Genomic DNA, 20,772 nt, shown 5'->3' with positions numbered 1-20,772 from the left:
AACGAGCCAGAAGACCAACGGCTGTGTTTGTCCGTTATGCGGGACGAAACAGTCATTCTCACGGGCGCCGGAGTGGCTGCTCTCAGTCCAAAGCAGACATGGCTTTCTTGCTCCTCGGGCGGACAGCGGAAGTTCGCTGCGGGTGTTAGTGACTCCGGTCTCCGGCTTGGAAGCGGACATTTGGATTGCAGAGTTTTCGTCCAATCGAAAGCGTCGATCCGTCGGGTGGGAAGTGGATGTTCACTGCAATTCGCGCTTAATTCGAAGGCGCGCAGTCGCTCTTCTTCGCAAAATGATGAGAACTGATCGTCAAAGAAAGCAGTCAGTCAGGATGCAGGCTTTCTGGTTATAAGGTTCATTATCGCACCGTCCCTGCGCTCCAGTAAGCAACCCTTACGCAGTTTACGAACATTTACCCCTTGGACATCATGGCGACCGGGAGGAACGGCCATGACGCAAAAAGTGGGTTTGGGAGGTATTGTTTCATACGGCATCGGATCGATTGCCTATGGGATCAAGGACAACGGGTTCTCGACATTCCTAATGATCTACTTCAACCAGGTGCTAGGGCTTCCGGCGTATCTGGTCGGGATCGCCTTGTTGATTGCGATGTTGGTTGACGCAGTTTCAGACCCCTGGGCCGGTTACTTGTCAGATCGTTGCACTTCCCGGTGGGGGCGACGACATCCGTTCATGTATGCCTCAATTGTACCGATTGCGATCACCTATTACCTGCTTTGGACTCCGCCCGAGACCAGCGAGTTCATGCTGTTTCTCTATCTGACATTCATGTCTGTGGCGGTTCGACTGACGCTTACTTTCTTTGAGATCCCCAACTCGGCGTTGATCGGTGAAATCTCTCATGACTACGACAAACGAACGGCAATCACCGGTTTGCGCCTTATGTTCGGCTGGCTGGGTGGGGTCTTCATGGCGGTGGTTGTCTATCAGGTGTTCTTGCCGGATTCGGTGGATTATGATCCGGGCATTCTGAACCCTGAGGGTTATACACGATACGCTTTCTGGGCCACGCTTGTCATGGTGGTGACGATGTTGATGTCATCGGTTGGAACCCACCGTTCCATCAAGGTTTTCAGCACCCCCGACACCAGTAGCCAAGGTTACGGATTCCGGTTCTTCAAGAATGTGGGGCATATCTTTGCCGACAGTTCCTTTAGGTCGGTTTTTCTCGCTTCGCTGTGCACCAACCTTGTGTCGGGCATTGCCATGTCGTTGCAACTTTATTTCGGGATCTTTTACTTCGGCCTAAGTTCGACCCAAATCGCCCTCGTGACATTGACGATGGTACCTGCAGCGATCATCGCGTACCTGTCCACTGCATTTGTCGTGCGCGGTTTTGAAAAGAAATCTGTAGCTGTCACACTAAGCTGGATGGCACTGGTGTTGTCCGTTTCCCTGATTGTTGGAAAATACTTTGACTTGCTTCCAGCGCCGCGCAGCTCGGAATTGTTTTACGTGGTCGCGATCCTGACTTTCCTGACGACAACCGTGACGGTTCTGCTGAGCGCTGTGAAGTTTTCGATGACAATTGATCTTGTGGAAGTCGATCAAATCCGCACCGGTCACCGCGCGGAAGGCATGTATTTTGCAGCGTTTTCCTTCACGCGCAAGGTCGTGACGGGTCTCGGAATCTTTGTGTCGGGCGTTATGCTCAGCCTCGGAGCGCAAAGTGGCAGGCTGATCGACCAGAGTACGATGCAGTCAATCGCCATCCCCTACGTCATCCTGATCGCGGTGCTCTACGTGATCTCTGTTTGGGTGCTAAAGGGGTTCACACTGACCCGTTCCGAACATAGCGATAACCTCCAAGCTCTTGGAAAAGGCTAGGCTTCACTCCCGTTGCGACGCAGGTAGACGGATTGATCCAACATGCGCTGCACTTGGGACAAAAGCTGTTTGGCCGCCGGTGGCAGTGGGCGTTCACGCAGCCATGCAGCAACGCCCGATATGGTGCCTTCGCTAAACGGCCACCCTTGGATTTCGACCTTGTGCACAAGACCCTTGGCGATCTCTTTCTGGACAACGAATTCGGGCAATATGGCCAACGCGTTGGTCCTTAACAAAAGCTGACGCAGCAAGCCGAAATCCTGCGAGGTCAGAAACGTACCGCGCAGGTCTTGAAGGCCCGAGAATGCATCGGGATACGCATCAAGAATACGCCACAGGAACCAGTCAGGAACATCCCCACCTATCACCGACATATGCCGCAGTTCATGGATGAGAATACGTGGTTTCGACAGCAGATCGTGATCAGCTCGGCAAAACAACTCAGGTGGTTGAAGAACAAGTTTGCGATAGCTCAACACCTCCTCCTCGCGATCCGGTTGCAGGCCAAGATACATGTCGATTTCGCGGTTGCGCAGGCGCTTTTCCCAACGGGCGCGATTGCACGCGAGGACGGTAAATTGCAACGATGGATATTTGTTCATCATCTTCGCAAGAGGCAAAGAAAGCAGGCTTTCGCTGACCGCGGGGTCCACTCCGATGACCAGCCTGCCGCCTTGATGGCTTTCCATAAGTTGCAGATCGCGCGCCGCAGTTTCCATGTCGTTCAATGAACGTCTCGCCGATTCGATCAGTCTTTCGCCAAAAGCCGTGGGCACTGTGCGCCCTCGGGTCCGATCAAACAGCTCGACACCGTAGTTATCTTCAAGCTTGCGTATTGTTTGGCTCACGGCCGAATGGGAAACACCTAAAGCCTCACCAGCCAAACGAAAATTGCCAGTGTCACCAAGCGCGACGAGCTGCCTGAGAGAGTTAAGACCATCCATTTCGAGTCCTCTGTAAGCAATACTTACAGTGTTTACAAATAAGGTTAGCAGGTCAAACTTTGAATTGTGAGTTGAGGATGATGCATGGAATTCGAAGGTAAAATCGCATTTGTCACGGGAGCCGCGAATGGCATCGGTTTGGCAATTTCCAAATCGCTGGGTCGGCGCGGCATGCGCGTCATGCTCACGGATATTGACGGCGACAAACTGATTGCAAGTTGTGCCATGCTTTGCAGCGAAGGCATTGATGCTGCGTGGGTAGAATGTGATGTCTCGGACCCGGCTTCGGTAGGCCGGGCCGCCGAAGCCACCCTTGCGCGGTTCGGCAAGGTTCATTTTCTTGCCAACAATGCCGGTGTGTCCTTGGGGGGGCAGACAGGAACAATTCCCATAAAAGACTGGAATTGGATTCTTGGTATCAACTTGATGGGCGCGGTACATTGTACCGAAGTGTTCGTCCCCGTTTTCAAAGCGCAAAACGAGGGTGGCTTTATCCTGAATACAGCGTCCATGGCTGGGCATCTCGCTTTGCCCGGTGGTGGCCCTTACAATGCCTCCAAGTTTGGTCTTGTAGGCTATAGCGAAGCGCTACGCCAGGAATTTGCATCGACAGATATTGGTGTTGGCCTTTTGTGCCCCGGCTGGGTACGCACGGACATTCACAAAAGCGCCCAAGAGAGTCCTTCGAACAAAGAAGGTGATGCCACACGCGAAGAAACGGATCAGGATCGGCAGGTGGCAGCCGCAATCGACGCGGGATTAGAACCCGACGTGGTCGCGGAATGGACCCTGGATCAAATCGGCAAGGGCCGGTTTTACATTTTCACTCAAGCCGATCTTGCGCCTTTTGTTGCTGGCCGGTTCGCCGAAATAGAGACTGGTTTGCAAGCAAGCACCAGCATTGAAGATTATGCGCTTGAGCATGCGATTGCCAGCGGACAGGAACCGTTGGATGTGGCAGTTATCGGTGCTGGATTTTCCGGTGTCTGCGCGGCAATCAAACTGCAGGAAAGTGGCATCGTTAACTTTCGTGTCTTTGAAAAAAGCAGTGGCATTGGTGGGACTTGGTGGCACAACCGTTATCCTGGGGCCGCCTGTGACATCCCCTCGCATTTCTATTGTTACTCTTTCGAGATGAACCCCGACTGGAGCCGGTTTTACGCGCCCCAACAAGAGATTCAGTCCTATATCGCGCATTGCGCCGACAAATATAGCGTGCGGGACCGGATAAGCCTGAATTGCGAGATAACGGACCTTCAATTCGACGAATCCAGCTCACTGTGGATCGTGCTTTTTGCAGACGGTTCCGAAGTTCGCACGCGCTTTGTCGTGAACGGGGCTGGCGGGTTGCACAAGCCGTTCATTCCCGAATTGCCGGGGCGCGAGAATTTTGACGGCATAGAAATGCATACAGCAGAATGGGACGAGGGTTTCGACCCGTCCGGCAAACGCATCGCTGTTATTGGCAGCGCGGCAAGCGCGATCCAAGCAGTTCCCCAACTGGCGAAAACCGCAGCGCAAGTCACACTATTTCAGCGCACGCCCAACTATATCGCAGCGCGTCAGGATTTTGCCTATTCCGACGAGCAAAAACACAGCTTCCGCCGAGATCTCGCCCAAATGCAGGCGGTTCGGGATGAACAGTTCAAAGACAAGGACACCCGGCTTTACCCGATCGTCGTGAGCCCCGCGATCCGAAGGGTTGCCGAGGCTGAAATCAAGGCTCACATGCGGTCGCAGATCGACGATCCTGACCTTGCTGAAAAGCTGATGCCGGACTACGAACTTGGATGTAAACGCATCCTGATATCGGACGATTTCCTGCCAACGCTCAATCGCTCCAACGTCGCGTTGGAAACAGCGCCGATCACGGCAATTGAACCGACTGGTGTCATCTCCAAAGAGACACTGACGCAGGTGGATGCAATCATCTATGCGACCGGGTTTGACATCGAGGGGCAGAGGTCAGCATTCCGTGTAACCGGCCAACGTGGCCGTTCTTTGGATGACATCTGGCAGACCCGCGCAGACGCCTATAAATCCAGCATGGTTCCGGACTTGCCGAACTATTTCTTGGTGACCGGCCCCAACTCCGGAGTAGGCACAACTTCGGTTGTGTATCTGATCGAACAATCGGTGGATTGGATCGTTGACGTTATCAAACTGGCCGGGCGAGATCGCCTGGTGTCCGTGAGCAAAGAGACGTGTCTTGGGTTCGGTGACGCGATGCAATCGCAATTGGACAACACCGTTTGGGCGTCCGGGTGTGACAGCTGGTACATCGGATCAAACGGCCGCATCGAAACGCTTTACCCGGGCAACGCACAGGATTTCGCGAACCAGATGAGCCATGTGGATGAAGCAGAGTTTGTTCTGACCAAACTCACCGCCAACAAGGGCAAACCGCCCCACAACTGGACACCCAGAAGACAAGTAAACAAAGACCTGGCACTGGCACGTAAACTGGATTCCACAATCGGGGCAATCTTGTCATCGCCGGACGCCAAGAATGGGCCCAAGATGCACGAGATGTCCGCCGTGGACGCCCGCGTGCTGTTTTCGGCGATGGTCGAAAGATTGGAAGCTCCGATCTCGATCGTATGCGCGGTTGAAAACGGGACTATGGAACTTGACGGCAGAACCTTGAACTATCGCGTCTACAGGCCAGACAAAGCGGGTTCGGAAGAGGCTGGAATGGTCTATTTCCACGGCGGCGGATGGGTGATCGGGGATTTGGACACACATGACAATGCCTGCCGCGCCCTTGCTGCGGGCAGCGGTGTAACACTGGTTTCTGTCGACTACCGCCGCGCACCCGAGTTCCAATTCCCCGCGCCTGTCGAGGATGCCCAAGACGCATATCTCTGGGTGGTTCGGAACGCAGCCGCGCTTGGGCTGGATGCGACGCGCATAGGCGTAGGAGGTGATTCCGCAGGCGCCAATCTGGCGGCCGTCACTGCTCAGTTGTTGCGCGACGCAGGCGGTCCGCAATGTGCCTGGAGCGCGTTGATCTATCCTTCGGTCGCTGCGGGGCATGAAACGCCATCGTCCATCGAGTTTGCCGAAGGGTTCGGGTTGGATGCCACGTTGCAGGATTGGTTTGCGCGCCACTACATCCCCGAGGGCGTTGATTGGGATGATCCGCGAATTTCACCACTAAAGGCGGACAGTCATGCAAACCTGCCGCCTGCGTTGATTGCGACCGCAGGTTTTGATCCGTTGCGTGACGCAGGACAGGAATTTGCCACCGCGCTAAGGGATGCGGGCGTACCGGTTGATTATGTCGAATACAGCAGCCTGATCCACGGGTTCAAAAGCTGGGCCGGTATCGTTCCGGACGCCGCTGAGGCCTTGCACGACATTGCCGCACGTTTAGGAACGCTGGCCGGTACACAAGGGCGAAAGGCTGCAGAATGACGTGGCCCCTTAAGCCCATCACTCACAGAACACTCAGATCCAAGAGGAGGAGATCATGAAAAAACTGTATGTCGGCGCTGTGGCGCTGATGCTCGCTGGACCGGCTCTCGCCAACGAACCATACGGCATCTGGCGCACGATCACGGATGACACTGGTGCTCATTTGTTGGTGGACATCCACCCATGCCAAGATGCCGACGAAAACCTGTGCAGCACAGTGACCGAAGTTGTAAATTCGGACAATCCGGCAGCACAGGAACTGATCGGGCGCGCCATTTTCTGGGACATGGAACGTGTCGAGGAAAACCGCTGGGAAAACGGAACGGTTTATGACGTTCTAACTGACGCTGACTACGACGCACGCGTTACACTGGGCAAAACTGCTATCAGAGTAGAAGGCTGTGTTTCTGGTTTCTGCGACGGTCAGAACTGGAAGCGGCCAGAGTAAGAAAATTCGTTGCAGACCCGAGTAAAAATACTGATAATTCAGGTCTGCGATAGCCAAGGCATCTTCCTATTCAACTCCGAGAAACCGGACGGTGCTATCCATCTTCGTGGGACCGAGCAGCAGTTGGACCGTGCTCAGGTTGCCAGTCTTCTCGAAAATCTGCGCCACAGCGTCCTGCTTAAACTCATCGGTAAACCGAATGCCCTTGTTCATATCCGTCTCTCTTTGGTTCCAAAATTTCCAAGCAAGGCGTCTATCAACCTAAGGGCACCTCAGGTGACCGAGGCAATATATCCCAGAATGCTGCGTCGCATCCGAGGTCTGGTCAGAGCCCCAATGGGACAATGCTGCGAGTTGCATGAATGGCGGAGATGCGAAAGAGCGGACAAGACAGGTTTACATTGCGGGCGTACTAGCGGGGCTGTCATTTTAAGATGTTGGAGGCGGACGTCGACTTAACACTATGTCCTGGTCCTTGCTGGCACTGAAGATCGGCAGTTCCGAGCTACACGGACTCTTGGCGTCGTCAAAGCTCATCACGCCATGGCGGATTTGCGCCGGCCCGGCTTACATTGATTGCTGCAACCTGCGCGCCAAATTCAATTGCCCGCTCGATGACCCGCACTGAAACCGTTTGCATTGCAGATTTGGTTAACACGCCTGCCTCGGACAGTCCTGCAAGCACACCGGCATTGAACGTGTCGCCTGCGCCAACGGTGTCGACGACATTGACTTTTCGACTGGCAACAAAAACAGATTGCCCGTCCGGCAGCCATGCCTGGGCACCCGAGCTGCCGCGCGTCAAGATCACGACAGAGGGACCAAGCGAGCATAGTTGGGCAACTTTCGTTTCAAGCGCATCGGTTGTTGGAATGATCCAGTTCAGATCTTCGTCGGACACCTTTACGATATCCGCCAGCTTGAGCATCCGTTCGATGCGGTTTCTGAAATTCGGCTCATCGGTGACAAAGCTGGGTCGAATGTTGGGATCGACCATCACAACACAATTTCCTGCGTGCATTTGCGCAAACTGCATGTATGTTTCAGCCCCCGGATCACAGGCTAAACTGATGCCCCCAAAGTAAAGAGCGGAAACATCGCCCACATTGCCAGGTAAATCATCGGTTGCGATCATCCGCCCGGCCGAGTTCTCGTCAAAAAATGAATACGACGCGTGACCTTCAGACAGTTTAACAAAGGCCAAAGTCGTAGGGCGCTCTGATCGTATAACCCAGTGCGTTTCGACGTTACTTGCGCGCAAGTCGGCCATAAGCTGATGACCGAACATATCAGTTGAAATCCCGCTCAATAGGCCCGTTCGGCAGCCAAGCCGCCCCAACCCAATTGCCGTGTTGAATATCGCGCCACCCGATCGCGGTACATAGCCATCCGAACCCCCAAGCGTTGGCTCGGGGATCATGTCGATGAGAGCTTCACCGCAGCACAGGATCATTGGCTTCCCTCAACAAAGGCTAAGATACTGAATCGTGTTGCACACATGGTTATTCCAAATTTTGGCAATTCTCACTGGGCGAGGTAAGTTGCGATCGCTGTTTCAAGCCCTTCGTCCCAGATCAAGTTTAGCCACTTTGTGAAGTTGTCCGAAAATTGAGGCTGATCTGCCAGGTCTCCGTAGATCTGGCGCATCTCAAGCCATACACGTGGGTTTTCGCGCGCTTGATTGGCTTTCGTTCTCAATTCGTCCCAGAATGGGTCATTGGGTTCGATTGTGCTGCCATCCTCGCGGGTGCCTTGGCACATCCGCGCCCAGGCCGCTTCGATCAGGGCAAGCCCCTTGATTGGCGTGCCATTCGTCAGACCATCACGGATTGACGGGATCACAAAACCAGCATGGCGAGACGAGCCATCAAATGCTACCCGCCGGGTTGTATCGACAATCTTTGGGTTCGAGAACCGGCCATGGATCAGTACGACATAATCTTTGGGTGTCGTTCCCAAGACAGGTTTTACCGATGGCGCGATTTCTTCCGTTGCAACCTTGGTGAACAACTGGCTGATCAGATCATGTTTCATACAATCCGCAATCGTCTTGACCGCAAGAACTTCTCCGGGCACCGAGATCACCTGATGACCGCCGTTCAGTATTCGGATTTTCATCGCTTCATAGCCGTGAACATCATCTGTGAATGTCACGCCGACGTCGTCCAGATCAGGCCGTCCGGCACAGAAGTCATCTTCGATCACCCATTGCCGGAAATTTTCATGGGTCACCGGGGCCTGATCACCGATGCCAAACTGATGGACCAAGGCCAGCTCATTCGGACCTGTTGCCGGGACGATGCAATCGACCATTGAATTCGGGAACGTACAGTTGAGATCAATCCAATCTGCCAGCTCGGGGTCGGACATGCGCGCCAAAGACACCACCGTTTGCCGCAATACATCTCCGTTGCCCTGCAAGTTGTCGCAACACAGGCAGGTAAACGGACCGGATCCATTTTCGCGACGCAAGCGAAGCGCTGCAACAACTGCACCAAATGCGGTTTTGGGCTGGTTGGGTTTGCGGCTGTCATGGACAATATCCGGGTGCGTCGGGTCAAATCCCTTGTTGGCGGGGTCAATAAAGTAACCGCCCTCGGTCACAGTCATCGAAACAATGCGAATGTCTGGGCGAGCCATCCGTTCGATCAGCTGCCCGTTACCTTGTTCAATCGGCAGGAAATCAATCATCGAGCCGACGACTTCGGCAAATGAGGATGATGGGTCCAACTCAATCAGGGTTGTCAGGCAATCCTGTGCCACCAGCTTTTGCCGCATGGTGGCATCGTGGGGTCGAACACCGGCGCCAATGATCGCCCAATCCAACGCCGCGCCGCTTTGCATCAGGCGATGTAGATACCATGCCTGATGGGCACGATGGAAGTTGCCAAGGCCAATGTGGACAATACCCGGTTTCAACTTGGCACGATCATAAGACGGGCGCAAAACAGCCTCTGGAAGTTCACTCAGAGTTGCATTGCTCAGTTTCACCAGATCGGTTCCCTGCGATTGATCTTCCATCAACTCATCCAGTTTCCACCGTCCACATTGTAGGTTTGCGCAACAATGTAGTCGGCGTCTTGCGAGGCGAGATAAACCGCCATTCCAGTCAGATCTTCAGCCTGTGCCATGCGCCCAAAAGGAACAGCTTCGCCAACTTCCTTTTTCTTTTGTCCGGGGGCTTTGCCTTCGTGCTTTGCAAAAAAGGCATCTACACCGTCCCAGTGTTCACCATCCACCACACCCGGTGCGATGGCATTCACGTTGATCCCATGTTTGATCAGGTCGAGACCCGCCGATTGGGTCAAGCTGATAACGGCGGCCTTGCTGGCGCAATAAACGGCGACCAAAGGTTCACCGCGTCGACCGGCCTGGCTGGCCATGTTGATGATCTTGCCCTTGATGCCGTGATTAATCATGTGTCGCGCAACGGCTTGCAGCGTGAACAATGGCCCGGCGACATTTGCATCAAAAACCCGCGCGTATTCCTCGCGTGTGATTTCCACAATCGGGGCAGCCGTGAACACCGCCGCGTTGTTGATCAAGATGTCTATCTGGCCCAGGCTTTCGACGGTTTGCGCAACGGCGGCATCAATGCTGTCTTGCCGGGTGACATCCATTTCAATGGCAATAGCACCCCCATCGATTTCGGCAGCGGCGTCCCGCGCGCGATCACCGTTGATGTCCGCGATGGCAACTCGGGCGCCTTCGATGACATAGGCCTTGGAAAAGGCCAGCCCGATCCCCCGGGCAGCCCCCGTAATCAGCGCCGATTTACCGTCCAGCCGTTTCATTCGATCCGCAGCCCCTGCGCACCGAATTTATGGATCTGGTTGGCTTGGGGCGTCAGGTAAATCGTATCGCCGTGTTTCACCGAAATGTCCCCGGTAATGCGGACGGTGACCATGTCGGCAAGCCCGGTGTCATGAACGTGGATGAATGTGTCGGACCCCAGATGTTCGGCGACGCCAACGCGCCCTTCCCATTGGCCTGCAGTCATGCTGACCTCGGTATGCTCCGGGCGGATGCCGATCGTATGCGCGCCATGTTTCTCGGCCTCTGGCCCAGTGAAAAGGTTCATCTTTGGTGAGCCGATGAAGCCGGCAACAAAGACATTCTGTGGTTTGTGGTACAGATCCAGCGGTGAGCCGACCTGCTCGATCACACCTGCCTGAAGAACCACGATCTTGTCGGCCATTGTCATCGCCTCGACCTGATCGTGTGTCACGTAGATCATGGTGGTCTGCATGCGCTCATGCATCTCGCTGATTTCAAGCCGCATTCCCACGCGCAATGCAGCGTCGAGGTTCGATAGTGGCTCGTCAAACAAAAAGGCCGAAGGGTCCCGAACAATGGCGCGGCCAATGGCGACCCGCTGCCGCTGCCCACCGGACAGTTGCCCTGGCTTGCGATCCAGATAATCCATCAGGTTCAAAGATCGGGCCGCAGTTTCAACACGCTTGTCGATTTCTGCCTGATCCATCTTTTCCATACGAAGTGGAAAGCCAATGTTCTTGCGCACCGTCATATGCGGGTAAAGCGCATAGGACTGGAACACCATGGCCAAGCCCCGTTTCGACGGGGGCACTTCGGTCATATCCATGCCGTCAATCGCGATGCCGCCGGAGGTCAGGTTTTCAAGCCCGGCGATCATGCGCAACAGCGTGGATTTACCGCAACCGGACGGGCCGACAAAAACTGCGAACTCACCGTCTTCGATGGTCAGGTCCAGCGGAGGAATGACTTCGACATCACCGAACCGCTTGGATACTTGATCGAGTACAATACGTCCCATGGTCTTTCCTTATTTCACGGCGCCAAAGGTCAAGCCTTGGACAAGTTGTTTCTGGCAGAACCATCCAAGGACAACGATGGGCCCAACTGCGGCGGTCGATACGGCGGACAGGCGGCCAAAGAACAAGCCTTCTGGTGCACGGTTGCCTTCGATGAGCTTGGAGAGCGTTGCGGCATCGATCGTAGTCAGACGGACCGTCCAATAGGCTTCGTTCCAGCAAAAAATGAAAACCAAAAGCGCAGTAGAGGCGATGCCACCCCAGGCAAGGGGAATAAGGATCTCCTTGATCTCACCCCAGGTATTGACGCCGTCCATCTTGCCCGCTTCGATGATGTCCCTTGGGATTTCCTTGAAGTAGGTGAACAGCATCCAGATTGCGATTGGCAGGTTGATCAGGCTCAGCACGGTAATGATCAAGATATGCGTGTCATATAGCCCGATGCCTTTGGCAAGAAATATCATCGGATAGAGCACTGCCGCTGCCGGAAGCATTTTGGTCGACAACATCCACATCAGGATGTCTTTGGTCGCACGGCTTGGATTGAACGCCATCGAATATGCTGCGGGGATACTGACAAAAAGCGTAAATATCGTGGCCGATACAGCCGTGATGATCGAATTGCGTGCAAAGCGCCAGTAGTCGTAGTTTTCCACCATGTTGAAATAGTTCTCAAGCGTTGGTGTGAAAAAGACCAGGTTCTCTGGCTTTACCGCGTCGGCATCTGTCTTAAAGCTGGTCAAAACCATCCAGAAAATCGGAAAGAAAAAGAGCAATCCGACACCCCAGGCCAGAACAGGCCGCCCAAAGGTGCTGAATTTCGAAGTTTGTGCAACGATTGGCATGATCTGGCGCTCCTATTCCATCAGGGTCTTGCCAACCATCCGCAGCAGGAAAATGGCTACGATGTTGGCTAGGATGACGGCAAAGATGCCGGTTGCGCTGGCGGCGCCAATGTTGTTGTTGGCAAACTCTCCAATCAGGTACGGCAGGTTCTTGTTGCCATTGCCCCGGCTGACGATTTCTATTTCCGCATAAAGCGACAGGTGAAAAATGGCTTGGATCATCACCACGATTGCGATCGGTCGGCCCAGATGCGGCAACGTCAAAAAGCGGAACTGTGACCAGGTGCCCGCGCCATCCAGAACCGCCGCTTCTTTTTGCTGCTGATCCTCGGACTGAAGCGAGGTCATAAAGATCAGTACAGCAAACGGCGTCCACTGCCACGTGACCATCATGATAACGGCGATGGCCGATGTCTGTGTTGCACGAAAGGATATCGGTTCGAATTCAGGCCAAAGCGAAAAGAAGCTGCCCAGCACGGGCATTTGCCTCAGGCTGTCCAGCATGTCGTTCACGCCGGCAACTGCGATGCCTTGCAGGCCAAGAACGGGATCAAGGATCATGTTGATCCAGAGAACCGCATTGACCGCAGGCATCACAAAAAACGGCGAGATCAGCAGTACCCGCACAATCCCCTGTCCGGGAAAGGCCTTGTTGATCAGGACGGCAATCAAAATACCCAGTATGACCGTCAGGAACAGAATGCTGCACACGATGAACAGGCTGTTCTGAATGGCGAGAACGAAGTCCTTGGATTTCAAAACAAATTCGTAGTTGCCGAAACCACGCCAGTTGCTCAGGCTTGGCGATGTCCATTCGGGTCGGCGCAGGTTGTTCAGCACGTACCGAATGAAAGAGAAATAAAGGGTCATCCCAAGCGGGATCAGCATCCAAATCAAAAGCAGCAAAACCGCAGGTGTTTGAAGAAGCCGGGGAAGCTTTCTGTCAGACATGAATCTATCCTTCGAGCGGAACGGTGATTTCGTTCAGCTTGTGATGAGAGCGTTGCGAATGCTTGAACTGTATCTGCGGCTTGATCGTTTTATCAACAAAAGCTGCAGGGTTATGAGAGGGCCCGGGGAACCTGGGCCCTCATCAGTGTTGTTAGTCGTAATAACCAGCTTCGCGCATAATCGAATCTGCTGCGTCCTGCGATGCGGCCAGGGCGTCTTCGACGGATTTGGCGCCAGACAAAGCGGCTGCCATTTCCTGCGCAACGGCTGAGCCCACTTCTGGGAATTCAGGGATGGCCGCGAACTGAACGCCAACATAAGGCTTCAGGTCGGTTGCAGCAGGTGCTGCGCTGTCGATCGCGGCCAGTTCAGCCGCTGCAAAGCCAGCTGCGGCCTGGAACTCGGGGATCGCATAGGTCGATGCACGCTGGCCGGTCGGAACAGCCCCCCAACCAAAGTCCGGATGGTTTCCAACAGCCTGGACATATTCTTTTGACGTTGCCCATTCGATGAAAGCACCCGCCGCTTCGGCGTTTGGTGAACCTGCCGGAATTGCCATTGCCCACGCCCACAACCAGTTGGCACCAACCGGGTTTCCAGCGTTCGGCGACTGAGCATATGCGACACCGTCAACTTCAAGAAACGAAGCCGCGATGGTCGCGTCAATCCACATGCCGCACTTGCCTTCGTTGTAAAGCGCTAGGATCTCGTTGAACGAATTGCCTTCTGAACCCGGAGGGCCGTAGTTGCCAAGCAGGTCAACGTAGAAGTTGATTGCAGCGTTCCACTCTGGAGAGTCCAACGCAGGCTTCATGTCTTTGTCGAACCATGCGCCACCAAAAGAGTTCACGACTGTCGTGATAAACGCCATGTTGTCGCCCCAACCCGGCTTGCCGCGAAGGCAGGCGCCATAGACACCGTTGTCCGGGTCGTGGATCGCGGCTGCCGCTGCTTTGACATTATCCCAGCTGTCATTGTCAGCGATGGAAACACCAGCCGCGTCCGTCAAATCCTTGCGGTACATGACCATCGACGATTCACCGTAAAACGGGGCTGCATAGAGCGTTCCGTCGTGCGACAAACCATTACGCATGGCGGGCAGGATATCGTCTACGTCATAGTCAGTTCCGAAAGTCAGTGGTTCGATCCAACCAGCCGCGCCCCAGATCGGTGCCTCCTGCATGCCGATATTGATGATGTCGTATTGACCGCCACCGGTTGCAGTATCGGAAGTGACCTGCTCGCGCAGAACACCTTCTTCGAGGGATACCCAGTTAAGCTCGACACCAGTTTCGGCGGTGTAAGCTTCGGCCACCTTCTGCATGTTGATCATATGGCCGTTGTTTACGATCGCGATTGTCAGACTTTCAGCAGTCGCAGCAGAGCCCGACATGAGAGCAATGGCGCTGGCCGCGCAAAGTGCTTTTCCAAAGGACATCCGGGTTCCTCCCTAGGTTGGATGTGATGCAGGAACGGTAGCAAGTTCTATTGCTTCGCGTCAATTACAATATTTACGCGCGTAAATTTCTATAATCGTGCACTGTATTTCAACCACTTACGCGGAGCCTCGCATCTCCAACTTACCTTCAAACAACGTTTCTTCGCGCGTTTTCATGCGTTCCTTAGATTCGATCAGCAACAAAGCCGTCTCAACACTTCTGGCGGCAATGGCATCATAATTTTGCGAAACAGTGGTTAAACTTGGACATGTAAAACGCGAAAATGGGTGATCATCGTGCCCCGCGATCCTAAGAGCGTCGCCCTCACGCAGCCCAACCCGGATACCGTTTTCATAGGCTGCCGAGAGCAATCCGATGGCGAGCCTGTCATTCGAGCAAAGAATTGTATTCGTCGGAAGTTTGCGGCTTGTGAGCACCCGTGCGCCCTCGCGAAATCCGATCTCTTCGAAATTCCAGCCCTGTCCATCGACCTGGATAAGATGGGGTTCATGCCCCAGGCGTTCCATCGCTGCTTTATAGGCCGTGCGACGTTTGTAGGCATTCGGATTTATCGGCTGCCTTACTTCAAAGAACGCGGGGGCTTCTCCGGATCGGCACAGATACTCGACGATCAAGTTGACACTTTGTTCGTTATCCGAGCCAAAAAATGCCTCGCCGACGTTATCGAGGTTGGCGTCAAAAAGTACCGTCGGAACTTCGCGCGCGAACTCTGCGACCTGCTCATCAAGCGATGCCCGACCGAGAGGGGCCAACAGCACAGCCGCAGGCTTGATGGAACGAAGGCTATCAAGGTTGGCAATTTCTTGTTCCGGCCCGCCATGCGAGCTGAGCAACAATGGATTGAAGCCAGCCTTGACGATAAGCCCCTCGATTGTTCGCGCAATACCGGCAAAAAACGGATCAGTTAAGTTAGGAACCACAAGACCGATGTTCTTGGTCTGGCGTCGGTTCTGATTGACCGCATAAATGTTCGGTCGATAGTTGTGCTTCTTGAGCGCAGCCTCGATTTTTTCGCGTGTCGACTTTCGAACACTGTCCGGATCATTGAAGTATTTCGAAACCGTTGGACGGGAAATTCCGCTAACGGCTGCAAAATCCTCCATATTCCTGATTTTGGGATCGCTCATAGGCGAGGCCTTCTATAGCTCTGCGATATCTGCGCTTTCCAAAAGTTCTCAGAAACATGTATCTATGTAAAGATAACGTTTTGCGCGCGTAAAAGAGAGATTATCTTGCAGCAATATCCTGATCGGCCACGCATCTAGTAGGAGCCATTCGCCGCGGTGGCACTTTCCTTCGGCAATTGTTGCTGTGTCCGGTAGTGTCGAAAAAATCCGATTTTAGCTCAAGGCGACTCAGCTTTTTGACCAAACAAGGCCAGTAAGTAGTATTGGCGGAGGCCTGTCGGCCAAAACACCGGCTCGCGCATTAGAGGGGACCTCTTGACCTCTTCTGCGCGACAAGAGCTAGCTTCTCCGATGCAACGGGGTTGGACGAAAAAATGTAAGATCAGGTTTCTCTGCTTCTTCAGCAATATCTCCGCAAACTGTGAGTTCCGCCAGTTCGAGATTTTGCACTCGCAGCGAAAGGCGGCTCTGACGGGCCGCGCCACAGCATATCGACCCTTCGACCAGCGGCAGGAATGGGCCGAGTTTCTACAGCCTGGCACCAGAATCCACCCGTACTGCCCTATTGGTCGCCGTGAAGATCCACAAACCCAGCAATGGAAATAGAAAGAGTTCGGCGATAAGCGAGGGAGCGATCTCGATACTTGATAGCAGACCGGCATCCGCTGAAGACAGACGCATCAAGCCGCCAACAATAACCATAGCTATCAGCGACAGTAAGACAATTCGCATTTGCTGCAGAAAAAACGAGCCGATGATCATAAGCAAACCGACGGAGAGCCAGACGCCTGCAATGAACCTGATATGGTTGTCTCGCACTGCGAATACGTCTGCATCGGTCACATTGACAAAGGGAGTTGCCCCCTGCCAGCCGAGGGTTTGGATCCCACCCAAGCTCACATTCAGGCCGAGCCAAATGATGACACACCCGGTGAGGGCTAAAACCGTTCTCAAGACGTGTTGCATTGTTTCATCTCTCTTATTGAAGTCTAAAGCATCCGTAGTTTAATTTACGTGTATATTTTATATCTGCACTTGGCCACAAAAAAATTTACGCGTACATATAATTGTGAGAAGGGATCAGATTTCGGATGACTGGTGATCAAAGCAAGCAAAAAGCAAAGCTTAAACGAGGTCGGCCAGCATTGTCCGAGGATGAGTTTTCAGTTCGGCGTGCAGAGATCGCCGCGGTGGCGCTACAGTTGTTTAAAACAGAGGGCTTTGCATCGGTTTCAATGCGCCGTCTTGGCAGAGAAGTAGGGCTCACACCCATGGCGCTCTACCGGTATTTTCCGAGCAAACACGAAATCCTGTCTACTCTCTGGAGTTATATTTTAGGCGAGGCATTCAAGGATGTAGCAACCGCCGTTCACCAGGCCCATAGTCCCGACGATAAGCTACGCAGCGCTAGCCATTCCTATGTTGGCTACTGGTTCCGCAACATTGAGCACTATCAGCTCGTCTTCATGAATTCAGGCGTCACCAACAGGGATGTGACGTCATTCGTGTCGCAAGAATCCGTGATTGATGCCTACGAGATCTTTTTCGACAATGTGGCACAAGCCCTTAAACTTCCGTGCAGCCATGCAAAGGTGAAGACGTCGACGGATGGACTGATCTGCCATCTCCATGGGATCATGCATTCTCTCATAACTATGCAAGGGTATGATTGGACGGCGCGTGCGAACCTCATCGAGCTGGCCGTAAACAACGCGATCAGACGCTGAAAATATTGCGACCCCAAATAGGGTTGCAAAAGTCCGCTTCTGGGAAACTACACGGTAGCATATGCGCTGCCAGCTGAACGGCAGGAATGGGCCGTCGTCACTAGAGCGTGGCGACCCAGCGTGCTTGATGATGCACCGGTTCCGACGGCTGCAATAAGCCCTGTGTCACGAATGCTGCTCAAGAGAACTACGGTGGGCGGATACTAAGACGCATTGTCAATTCTGTTAAGACATATCTCGGTAACGGTGGATCGGGGTAGTTGACCCGATGCGCCAAAAGCGCCAGCAGAAGACACAAAAGTGCGAGGCGAAGCTAATGTGACGGTCTCGATGATTTTTTAAGGGAATCCCCTGACAGAGCTTGGTTTGAGGGTGGAAGTATTAGAGGGCAATGAGAATGGCAGTTTCGCTCTAAAGGGTGCTGATCGACACCAGTGTTTGGCTGGACATGGCTGGGAGCTATAGAGCAGCGCCGCTGGTCCGCGCTCTGCACGAGATGTGTGACGACGCTCAACTGGAAATCATTGTGCCGGACATCGTTCGCGAAGAATTCGCCCGAAACAAGGATCGGGTGGCAACACAATCCACGAAGGCCCTGCAATCCCACGTGAAATCGCTCCTTTACGCCCTGAAAGGACATGCGGACCAAGACATCGCTAAACAGGCGCAAGATGTCCTACAGGGTTTAGATTTTTTGAACGCGACTCAAGAAATCAGCATCGTGGATCAGGTGCAGGAGTTGATGGATCACGGTGAGAATATCAATCTTGAGACTTCCATTTTCCATCGGGCAAAAGCGGCAAATCGCTCCCTGTATGGTGAGGCACCTTGCCATCGTGACAAAGGCAGTATCGCCGATGCCATTCTCTTTGAGGTCTATGACGAAATGCGACAGGAGCCTGTCAGGGCCCACATCGCGTTCGGTTTCGCGACGACTAATCACACCGATTTTAGCGATCCCCGAGGTGACAACCGCACGCCACATCCAGAGCTGGCTCATTCGTTCGGTGTACGGTCTCAATACATCTTGGACATTGCCAAGTTCGTCGAAGAGGCAGACCCCGGCGCACTTGAACTGGGGGATTTCGAACTGGGCTATAGCCCTGAATTCCGCACGTTTACAGAGCTAACCGAGGCGGAAAACCTTCTTCTTCGAAAAGTCTGGTACAACCGACTTATGAACCTTCGCTACCGTGTGGAGCAGGGAATTACGAAAGTGGTGCCCGAGGCTGATTATTCTCGAAGCCCGAACAGATCGGACCAGATACTTGATTCCGTCTGGGAAGGGGCACTTGCTGAGGGCGAACGAACTCGTCAGGAGGTCGGGATAGAAAATCTCGGGCCATGGGACGATTTCGAATGGGGTAAGCTGAATGGCAAACTCTCCGCTCTACGTTGGGTATTGGGTGACGACTGGGACATGCTCGACACATAATTACACGGGGGAATTCTGGGTCATCTTGCGCCTTGCCGTTGGGCGATAGCGAAGATGCAGCGAATGTCCGGAAAGCGGGCTGCAAGTGCAGCATCTAAGGTTGTGAGTCAACGGCAGCAATGGGCCGTTCTCGCGACTTTGAAAAGGTCGCTACCTGCGCGGAGCCGCGGTTCGCAAACTCTACATCATTGCTCAAAGGTGGCTGAAACCGGACTTTTCCGCAAAATCCTCCGACCGAACCAAAAAACCCGGCCTGTTGGCCGGGTTTTCGGTGACCTCAGGGTCCATAGTCACATGCGCGAGGCGACGTTTTCCCAGTTCACCAGATTGTCGAGGAAGTTCGACAGGTAAACGGGGCGCTTGTTGCGGAAGTCGATGTAGTAGGAATGCTCCCACACGTCGCAACCCAGCAGAGCGGTCTGATTGAAGCACAGCGGGTTCACGCCGTTTTCGGTCTTGGTCACGGCCAGCGAACCGTCGGCGTTCTTGACCAGCCAACACCAGCCCGAACCGAACTGACCGGCACCTGCGGCGGAAAACTGCGACTTGAACTCGTCGACCGAGCCAAAGCTTTCAATCAGTGCCTTTTCCAGCTCACCGGGCATGGCGTTGCCGTTCGGGCCCATCATTTCCCAGAACTGGTTGTGGTTCCACAGCTGGCTGATGTTGTTGAAGATGCCGTTCTGCGCAACCGAAGTGGCGTTGTAGGTGCCAACGATGATCTCTTCCAGCGACTTGCCGTCCCATTCGGTGCCTGCAATCGCGGCGTTGCCGTTGGTGACATAGGCGTTGTGGTGCAGGTCGTGGTGATATTCCAGCGTTTCCGCCGACATGCCCTTGGCAGCCAGAGCGTCGTGTGCGTAAGGAAGATCAGGAAGTTCAAAAGCCATGGTGGCCTCCTGTATAATAAATGTTGCGGTTCCCAAGGTTACATGCTTTGACCACGCGCGCAGGTCAAGGGCCGAGAGGCGAAAACAACCACAAGGAGGCAGGGCAATGCTGACAAAGCTGCGCAAAATGGTTTATCGCGCGCGTGGGTATTACGCGGGCACCCTGAACGGCGAACCCTTTCGTCTGGACCCCTATCATTCGAAATTCTGGCGCAAAGCCTCCGCTGGCACCTGGGAGCCCGAGACTTTTTCCATCCTCGACCGGCACCTAAACGCCGCGAGCGATTATCTGGACATTGGTGCCTGGATTGGCCCCACGGTGCTCTACGGCGCGCGCAAGGCGCGCCGGGTGATGTGTTTCGAACCCGACCCCGTGGCACTGCGGCATCTGCTATGGAACTTGGAACTGAACGACATCCGCAATGTCTCGGCCTTTGGCGTGGCACTGTCGGACAGTTTTGGCGTGACCCGCATGGCGTCGATGCATGGCGAAGCGGGCGATTCCACCTCGTCCCTGCTGAATGACGGCACCCACGGCACGGACGCGCTGACCATCAGCTGGGATCAGTTTGCGGGAGCAAATGATCTATCGCGTGTCTCGCTGGTAAAGATGGACATCGAAGGCGCGGAATACGGCGTTTTGCCCTCGTTGCTGCCCTGGCTGAAAGAGCACCGACCGACCCTCTATCTGTCGACCCATGCGCCATATCTGGATGAAAGCACACGGGTTGAGCAGACACGGCAACTCATGTCATCGCTGTCCTTTTATGACAGCTGCACAGACGACACTGGTGAGGCGGTGAAGCCGGAGGATTGGACATCACCCCAAGTGTTGTCCAGCTTCCGCAGCTATTTATTCAAAGCCTGACATACCCCTGCTCCGCCCC

17 protein-coding genes and 1 pseudogene are annotated in these 20,772 nt (G+C 54.1%); 6 read left to right on the top strand and 12 right to left on the bottom strand.

Annotation, left to right across the window (positions count from 1 at the left end; all coding sequences use genetic code 11):
- Positions 1–342 precede the first annotated feature (342 nt).
- Positions 343–1,848 (top strand): MFS transporter, encoded by a 1,506-nt coding sequence (locus G6R15_RS16990; protein WP_306432352.1) that lies wholly within the window; start codon positions 343–345, stop codon positions 1,846–1,848.
- Here the strand turns inward: G6R15_RS16990 and G6R15_RS16985 are convergent.
- The gene (locus G6R15_RS16985) at positions 1,845–2,792 is read right to left on the bottom strand and encodes a LysR family transcriptional regulator (RefSeq protein WP_164661170.1); all 948 of its coding nucleotides are present in this window, start codon (positions 2,790–2,792) and stop codon (positions 1,845–1,847) included. The genes G6R15_RS16990 and G6R15_RS16985 overlap by 4 nt on opposite strands.
- 84 nt (positions 2,793–2,876) lie before the next feature.
- Between G6R15_RS16985 and G6R15_RS16980 the strand changes: the two genes are divergently transcribed.
- Together G6R15_RS16980 and G6R15_RS16975 are read left to right on the top strand one after the other, a co-directional pair.
- Positions 2,877–6,209, top strand: coding sequence for an SDR family NAD(P)-dependent oxidoreductase (locus tag G6R15_RS16980; RefSeq protein WP_164661169.1), 3,333 nt, complete (start codon positions 2,877–2,879; stop codon positions 6,207–6,209).
- Positions 6,210–6,264: 55 nt separating this feature from the next.
- Complete coding sequence (locus G6R15_RS16975; protein ID WP_164661168.1) at positions 6,265–6,657, top strand: DUF2147 domain-containing protein; 393 nt, start codon at positions 6,265–6,267, stop codon at positions 6,655–6,657.
- 66 nt (positions 6,658–6,723) lie between these two features.
- Here the strand turns inward: G6R15_RS16975 and G6R15_RS16970 are convergent.
- From G6R15_RS16970 to G6R15_RS16925, 10 genes and pseudogenes are all read right to left on the bottom strand, one after another.
- A pseudogene (locus G6R15_RS16970) lies at positions 6,724–6,825 on the bottom strand (integrase); the annotation flags it as partial.
- 358 nt (positions 6,826–7,183) lie between these two features.
- Entirely contained in the window at positions 7,184–8,110 is a 927-nt protein-coding gene (locus G6R15_RS16965) for a carbohydrate kinase (protein ID WP_164661167.1), read from the bottom strand.
- Positions 8,111–8,181: 71 nt separating this feature from the next.
- Complete coding sequence (locus tag G6R15_RS16960; RefSeq protein ID WP_164661166.1) at positions 8,182–9,678, bottom strand: mannitol dehydrogenase family protein; 1,497 nt, start codon at positions 9,676–9,678, stop codon at positions 8,182–8,184.
- Positions 9,678–10,451 carry an L-iditol 2-dehydrogenase gene (locus G6R15_RS16955; RefSeq protein ID WP_164661165.1) on the bottom strand — a complete coding sequence of 258 codons (774 nt, stop codon included), beginning with the start codon at positions 10,449–10,451 and terminating at the stop codon, positions 9,678–9,680. The genes G6R15_RS16960 and G6R15_RS16955 overlap by 1 nt, the downstream gene beginning before the upstream one ends.
- Positions 10,448–11,452 (bottom strand): ABC transporter ATP-binding protein, encoded by a 1,005-nt coding sequence (locus G6R15_RS16950; protein WP_164661164.1) that lies wholly within the window; start codon positions 11,450–11,452, stop codon positions 10,448–10,450. The genes G6R15_RS16955 and G6R15_RS16950 overlap by 4 nt, the downstream gene beginning before the upstream one ends.
- 9 nt (positions 11,453–11,461) lie before the next feature.
- Positions 11,462–12,295, bottom strand: a complete 834-nt coding sequence (locus tag G6R15_RS16945; protein ID WP_164661163.1) for a carbohydrate ABC transporter permease — start codon at positions 12,293–12,295, stop codon at positions 11,462–11,464.
- A gap of 12 nt (positions 12,296–12,307) precedes the next feature.
- Positions 12,308–13,246 (bottom strand): carbohydrate ABC transporter permease, encoded by a 939-nt coding sequence (locus G6R15_RS16940; protein WP_164661162.1) that lies wholly within the window; start codon positions 13,244–13,246, stop codon positions 12,308–12,310.
- Positions 13,247–13,397: 151 nt separating this feature from the next.
- A complete protein-coding gene (locus G6R15_RS16935; RefSeq protein ID WP_164661161.1) occupies positions 13,398–14,684 on the bottom strand; it encodes a sugar ABC transporter substrate-binding protein in 1,287 nt (428 codons plus the stop codon).
- Between the two features lie 117 nt (positions 14,685–14,801).
- On the bottom strand, positions 14,802–15,833 hold the full coding sequence (locus tag G6R15_RS16930; RefSeq protein ID WP_164661160.1) for a LacI family DNA-binding transcriptional regulator: 1,032 nt from the start codon (positions 15,831–15,833) through the stop codon (positions 14,802–14,804).
- Positions 15,834–16,361: 528 nt separating this feature from the next.
- On the bottom strand, positions 16,362–16,799 hold the full coding sequence (locus G6R15_RS16925; protein ID WP_164661159.1) for a DUF4345 family protein: 438 nt from the start codon (positions 16,797–16,799) through the stop codon (positions 16,362–16,364).
- Positions 16,800–16,924: 125 nt separating this feature from the next.
- Between G6R15_RS16925 and G6R15_RS16920 the strand changes: the two genes are divergently transcribed.
- On the top strand, positions 16,925–17,560 hold the full coding sequence (locus G6R15_RS16920) for a TetR/AcrR family transcriptional regulator (RefSeq protein ID WP_164661158.1): 636 nt from the start codon (positions 16,925–16,927) through the stop codon (positions 17,558–17,560).
- Between the two features lie 418 nt (positions 17,561–17,978).
- Entirely contained in the window at positions 17,979–18,995 is a 1,017-nt protein-coding gene (locus G6R15_RS16915; protein ID WP_164661157.1) for a PIN domain-containing protein, read from the top strand.
- A 290-nt stretch (positions 18,996–19,285) separates the two neighbouring features.
- Here G6R15_RS16915 and G6R15_RS16910 read toward each other — a convergent pair whose 3' ends face one another.
- Positions 19,286–19,885, bottom strand: a complete 600-nt coding sequence (locus G6R15_RS16910) for a superoxide dismutase (RefSeq protein ID WP_164661156.1) — start codon at positions 19,883–19,885, stop codon at positions 19,286–19,288.
- Positions 19,886–19,991: 106 nt separating this feature from the next.
- Between G6R15_RS16910 and G6R15_RS16905 the strand changes: the two genes are divergently transcribed.
- The gene (locus G6R15_RS16905) at positions 19,992–20,753 is read left to right on the top strand and encodes an FkbM family methyltransferase (protein WP_164661155.1); all 762 of its coding nucleotides are present in this window, start codon (positions 19,992–19,994) and stop codon (positions 20,751–20,753) included.
- Positions 20,754–20,772 lie beyond the last annotated feature (19 nt).

The organism is Tropicibacter sp. Alg240-R139 (genome assembly GCF_900537075.1).
In the GTDB taxonomy this organism is placed as follows: Bacteria; Pseudomonadota; Alphaproteobacteria; order Rhodobacterales; family Rhodobacteraceae; genus Falsiruegeria.
Note: the sequence above shows the minus strand (reverse complement) of the source record. Positions and strands in the feature narration are given on the sequence as shown.

What these genes read in the sequence shown, in the direction of transcription:
- G6R15_RS16955 (WP_164661165.1), bottom strand. Translation starts at nt 10,451, where the DNA reads ATGAAACGGCTGGACGGTAAATCGGCGCTGATTACGGGGGCTGCCCGG.
- G6R15_RS16920 (WP_164661158.1), top strand. Translation starts at nt 16,925, where the DNA reads ATGACTGGTGATCAAAGCAAGCAAAAAGCAAAGCTTAAACGAGGTCGG.
- G6R15_RS16935 (WP_164661161.1), bottom strand. Translation starts at nt 14,684, where the DNA reads ATGTCCTTTGGAAAAGCACTTTGCGCGGCCAGCGCCATTGCTCTCATG.
- G6R15_RS16980 (WP_164661169.1), top strand. Translation starts at nt 2,877, where the DNA reads ATGGAATTCGAAGGTAAAATCGCATTTGTCACGGGAGCCGCGAATGGC.
- G6R15_RS16910 (WP_164661156.1), bottom strand. Translation starts at nt 19,885, where the DNA reads ATGGCTTTTGAACTTCCTGATCTTCCTTACGCACACGACGCTCTGGCT.
- G6R15_RS16940 (WP_164661162.1), bottom strand. Translation starts at nt 13,246, where the DNA reads ATGTCTGACAGAAAGCTTCCCCGGCTTCTTCAAACACCTGCGGTTTTG.
- G6R15_RS16985 (WP_164661170.1), bottom strand. Translation starts at nt 2,792, where the DNA reads ATGGATGGTCTTAACTCTCTCAGGCAGCTCGTCGCGCTTGGTGACACT.
- G6R15_RS16945 (WP_164661163.1), bottom strand. Translation starts at nt 12,295, where the DNA reads ATGCCAATCGTTGCACAAACTTCGAAATTCAGCACCTTTGGGCGGCCT.
- G6R15_RS16965 (WP_164661167.1), bottom strand. Translation starts at nt 8,110, where the DNA reads ATGATCCTGTGCTGCGGTGAAGCTCTCATCGACATGATCCCCGAGCCA.
- G6R15_RS16975 (WP_164661168.1), top strand. Translation starts at nt 6,265, where the DNA reads ATGAAAAAACTGTATGTCGGCGCTGTGGCGCTGATGCTCGCTGGACCG.
- G6R15_RS16930 (WP_164661160.1), bottom strand. Translation starts at nt 15,833, where the DNA reads ATGAGCGATCCCAAAATCAGGAATATGGAGGATTTTGCAGCCGTTAGC.
- G6R15_RS16950 (WP_164661164.1), bottom strand. Translation starts at nt 11,452, where the DNA reads ATGGGACGTATTGTACTCGATCAAGTATCCAAGCGGTTCGGTGATGTC.
- G6R15_RS16925 (WP_164661159.1), bottom strand. Translation starts at nt 16,799, where the DNA reads ATGCAACACGTCTTGAGAACGGTTTTAGCCCTCACCGGGTGTGTCATC.
- G6R15_RS16960 (WP_164661166.1), bottom strand. Translation starts at nt 9,678, where the DNA reads ATGGAAGATCAATCGCAGGGAACCGATCTGGTGAAACTGAGCAATGCA.
- G6R15_RS16905 (WP_164661155.1), top strand. Translation starts at nt 19,992, where the DNA reads ATGCTGACAAAGCTGCGCAAAATGGTTTATCGCGCGCGTGGGTATTAC.